1 protein-coding gene is annotated in these 1122 nt (G+C 71.4%); it reads left to right on the top strand.

From position 1 onward, the window contains the following. Nucleotides 1–47: 47 nt before the first annotated feature. Nucleotides 48–1122, top strand: a 1075-nt coding sequence (locus N878_RS21635) for an ABC transporter permease (protein WP_031303675.1), incomplete at its 3' end; no start/stop codon positions are given.

Genomic DNA, 1122 nt, shown 5'->3' with positions numbered 1-1122 from the left:
GCGGCCGCCGGGGGGGCGGACGTGAGCATTCGCAGGGCGCGATCATGATGCGCTGGCAGGACGGCCTGCACCTGACCGCCACGGCACTGACCAGCCGCCCGCTGCGCAGCGTGCTGACCCTGCTCGGGGTGGCCATCGGCATCGCCGCGGTGGCGCTGCTCACCGCCATCGGCGAGGGCCTGCGCCTGTACGTGCTGGACAACTTCTCGCAATTCGGCACGCGGATCATCGCCGTCCACCCGGGCAAGACCCAGACCGGCGGCATCGGCGGCATCCTCAGCAGCGTGCGGCCGCTGTCGCTGGACGATGCCGAAGCGCTGCGCCGCCTGCCCCACGTCGAGGCGGTGGTGCCGCTGCTGCAGGGCAACGGCGACATCCAGCACGGCGTGCTCAGCCGGCGCAGCGACATCATCGGCGGCGGCCATCAGCTGGCCGAGGCCTGGCGCTTCCGCCTGGCCCTCGGTCAGTTCCTCCCTGCCGCCCGCGACGGCCGCTCGCCACCTTACGCGGTGCTCGGCCACAAGCTGCGCCGCGAGCTGTTCGGCGAGGCCAATCCGCTGGGCCAACCGATCCGCGTCGGCGGCATGCGCTTCCGGGTGATCGGGGTGATGGAGGAGAAGGGCCAGCTGCTCGGCTTCGACCTCGACGACATCGTCTATATCCCGGTGGACTGGGCGCAGAGCCTGTTCAATCGCGACGGCCTGATGGAGATCAACCTGACCTTCAACGCCGGCATCGGCTCGGCGCAGCTGGCCGAGCGCATCCGCACCCTGCTGATCGAGCGCCACGGCGGCGAGGACTTCAGCCTGACCACCCAGGACGACATGCTGGCCAGCCTCGATCGCATCCTCGGCACCCTGACCCTCGCCATCGGCGCGCTCGGCGGCATCTCCCTGCTGGTGGGCGCGGTGGGCATCCTCACCATCATGACCACCACGGTGGCCGAGCGCACCGCCGAGATCGGCCTGCTGCGCGCCCTCGGCGCGCGCAGTCGGCAGGTGCTCGGCCTGTTTCTCGCCGAGGCGGCGCTGCTGTCGCTGGCCGGCGGGCTGTTCGGCCTGCTGCTGATGGGCCTGTTGCTGCTGCTTTTGCACCTGGCCCTGCCCGGTCTGCCGCTGGCGC

Source organism: Pseudomonas sp. EGD-AK9, assembly GCF_000465935.2.
In the GTDB taxonomy this organism is placed as follows: Bacteria; Pseudomonadota; Gammaproteobacteria; order Pseudomonadales; family Pseudomonadaceae; genus Aquipseudomonas.
Note: the sequence above shows the minus strand (reverse complement) of the source record. Positions and strands in the feature narration are given on the sequence as shown.